At 59.9% G+C, this 3226-nt stretch carries 3 protein-coding genes; 1 reads left to right on the top strand and 2 read right to left on the bottom strand.

Going from position 1 to position 3226, the window contains the following annotated elements:
* Window positions 1-72: 72 nt before the first annotated feature.
* The gene (locus QMX84_RS26075; protein WP_282365131.1) at window positions 73-948 is read right to left on the bottom strand and encodes an AraC family transcriptional regulator; all 876 of its coding nucleotides are present in this window, start codon (window positions 946-948) and stop codon (window positions 73-75) included.
* Between the two features lie 134 nt (window positions 949-1082).
* Between QMX84_RS26075 and QMX84_RS26080 the strand changes: the two genes are divergently transcribed.
* Window positions 1083-1979 carry a DMT family transporter gene (locus QMX84_RS26080; protein ID WP_123749649.1) on the top strand — a complete coding sequence of 299 codons (897 nt, stop codon included), beginning with the start codon at window positions 1083-1085 and terminating at the stop codon, window positions 1977-1979.
* A 114-nt stretch (window positions 1980-2093) separates the two neighbouring features.
* Here QMX84_RS26080 and QMX84_RS26085 read toward each other — a convergent pair whose 3' ends face one another.
* Window positions 2094-3083, bottom strand: coding sequence for a D-glycerate dehydrogenase (locus QMX84_RS26085; protein WP_048391030.1), 990 nt, complete (start codon window positions 3081-3083; stop codon window positions 2094-2096).
* Window positions 3084-3226: the final 143 nt, after the last annotated feature.

Genomic DNA, 3226 nt, shown 5'->3' on the forward strand with positions numbered 1-3226 from the left:
GGCTTGCTCGCGATTCAGACGACGCGGATATCCGGGCAGAGACCCAATCGCGAGCAAGCCCGCTCCCACAGGTTATGGGATGAAAGCCGCCCTGTACTCCCCAGGCGTGGCGCCCATGCTCTGCTTGAACCGATTGGTGAAATGGCTGGCGCTGGCAAAGCCGCAGGCCAGGGCGATGTCGCCCAGCGCCAGTGAGCTGTTGCGCAGTAACTCCCGCGCGCGGGCCATGCGTCGGGCCAGCACGTACTGATGCGGCGGCACACCGAAGCTTTCGCGGAACATGCGCGCAAAGTGGTAGGGCGACAGCGCGCATTGCGCCGCCAGTTGCCCGATGCTGAGTGGCTCGGCCAATGAATGCTCAATGCTCTCAACCAGGTGGCGACGCTGATGGGCGGCCAACCCGCCTTTGAGTTGCAGCCCGTCGCGCATGCCCACCTGATTGAGCAGCGCATGATCGAGCAGGGTGCTGGCCAGGCTGCTGGTCAGCAGGCGTTCGCCCGGCTCGCTCCAGTTCAGTTTGATCAGCTGATGAAACCGCAGGCTTTGTTGTTCGTCTTCCTGAAAGGTGATTTCGCGCAGTTGCAGGCTGCGCGGTTCGCGGTCGAGCAGGGTGATGCAACCCAGGGCGAATTGCTCCTGGCTTACATACACGTGCGCCAGGCGAATTTCGCCATTGATGATCCACGACGATTGATGTTCGGCGGGCAGCACGCAGAGCTTGCCCGGCGAGCCTTTGCTGCCCGGTTTTTCCCGACGAAAGGTGCCCGTGCCGCCCGAGATGTAACACGACAAGGTGTGATGCGTCGGCGCCTCATAGCAGCGCGCGTCGTGATGGTTGCTCCACAACGCCGCAGCCATGCCGTCACCCAATTCGGCGCTGTGCTCCAGCCGCGCATTGGGCGAGCTGCCCATGGCTTGAAATACTTGCAGGGTGTGCAGTGTGTGCATGTTCAATTCTCCAACGCCTTGCATCCTACTCCGTCACAGCCCGCCTGCCAGCCCCGGGCAAATAAAAGCGCAAGAATCTGCAAGTGCCGCGCAACGCAGGGCCACACACTGCAAGCCATTGACGGGAGTGCGCCATGAATCTGTTTTTGTATGTGTTAACGGTTTTGATCTGGGGCACCACGTGGATCGCCCTCAAACTGCAATTGGGCGTTGTCGCCATTCCGGTGTCGATCGTTTATCGGTTTGGGTTGGCAGCGCTGGTGTTGTTTGCCGTGTTGTTGCTCAGTCGCAAGTTGCAAGTGATGAACAAACGGGGGCACTTGATCTGCCTGGCTCAAGGCTTGTGCCTGTTTTGCGTGAACTTCATGTGCTTTTTGACCGCCAGCCAGTGGGTGCCGACGGGGTTGATTGCGGTGGTGTTCTCCACGGCTACCCTGTGGAACGCCTTGAATGCGCGGGTCTTCTTCAAACAGAAAATCGCCCGTAACGTGATTGCCGGCGGAGCATTGGGTTTGCTCGGTCTGGCGCTGCTGTTCTGGCCTGAATTAAGCGGGCACACCGCGACCCCACAAACCTTGCTGGGGTTGGGCCTGGCCCTGATCGGCACGATGTGTTTTTCGGCGGGCAACATGCTCTCCAGCCTGCAACAAAAAGCCGGGCTCAAACCGTTGACCACCAATGCCTGGGGCATGTTGTATGGCGCGAGCATGCTGGCGGTGTACTGCGCGTTTAACGGCATCCCGTTCGACATGGAATGGAACACGCGCTACATCGGCTCGCTGTTGTACCTGGTGATTCCGGGCTCGGTGATTGGCTTTACCGCGTACCTGACCCTGGTCGGGCGCATGGGCCCGGAGCGCGCGGCGTATTGCACGGTGTTGTTCCCGCTGGTGGCGCTGAACGTGTCGGCGTTTGTGGAGGGTTACCAGTGGACAGCCCCCGCATTGGCCGGGCTGGTTCTGGTGATGCTGGGCAATGTGCTGGTGTTTCGCAAACCCAAGCCCGTGCCGATGACAGCCAAACTGGCCTGAAAAAGCACTGTAGCCGCTGCCGAAGGCTGCGATGGGTTGCGCAGCGACCCTGCTGTTGAAGGTCCTTCGGCCCTTATCGCAGCCTGCGGCAGCGGCTACCGGTTTTGGCTGTGTTTAGCCTTTGAATACCTGCGGGTTGACCAGATCTTGCGGGCGTTCGCCGAGCAAGGCGCTGCGCAGGTTAGCCAGCGCGCGATTGGCCATGGCTTCGCGGGTTTCTTCAGTGGCCGAGCCGATGTGCGGCAAGGTCACGGCGTTTTTCAGGGCAAACAACGGTGATTCGGCCAGCGGCTCTTTCTCGTACACGTCCAAGCCGGCACCGCGGATGGTGTTGTTTTGCAGGGCGTGAACCAGCGCCGCTTCGTCCACCACCGGGCCACGCGAGATGTTCACCAGAATCGCGCTTTTCTTCATCAGGTTCAGTTCGCGTTCGCTGATCAAGTGTTTGGTTTTCTCGCTCAGTGGCACCACCAGGCAGACGAAGTCAGCCTCGGCCAGCAACTGATCCAGCGTACGGAACTGTGCGCCCAACTCTTGCTCAAGTTCCGTCTTGCGGCTGTTGCCGCTGTACAGAATCGGCATGCCGAAACCCAGGCGGCCACGACGGGCAACGGCGGCCCCGATATTGCCCATGCCGACGATACCCAAGGTTTTGCCGTGTACATCGGTGCCGAACAAGGCTGGCCCTACGCTGGCTTTCCATTCACCGGCCTTGGTCCAGGCGTCCAGCTCTGCCACGCGGCGAGCGGCGCTCATGATCAAGGTAAAACCCAGGTCGGCGGTGCTTTCGGTCAGCACGTCCGGGGTGTTGGTGAGCATCAGCCCGCGCTCGTTGAAGTAATCGACGTCGTAATTGTCGTAACCCACCGACACGCTGGACACCACTTCAAGGTTCTTGGCGTTTTCCAGTTGCTTGCGACCCAGCTTGCGGCCAACGCCGATCAAGCCATGGGCGTGGGGCAAGGCTTCTTCAAACTGAGCATTGATATCGCCCAGCTTGGGATCAGGCACGATGACGTTGAAATCCTCTCGCAGGCGCTCGACCATTGCTGGCGTGACGCGGCTGAAGGCAAGTACGGTTTTCTTGGTATTAGAAAGACTCATCGGTACAAGGCTCGTCGGCTGTCGGGAATGTAAGCACGCTAACATTCCCGCTGAAATTGTGCAGCCCTGATTAGCTTTTGTGGGAGCGGGCTTGCTCGCGATAGGAGCGCTGAGCGTATCCAGAAAGACCGCATTGCTTGCAT

Source organism: Pseudomonas sp. PS01297, assembly GCF_029959305.1.
GTDB classification, from domain to species: Bacteria; Pseudomonadota; Gammaproteobacteria; order Pseudomonadales; family Pseudomonadaceae; genus Aquipseudomonas; species Aquipseudomonas helleri.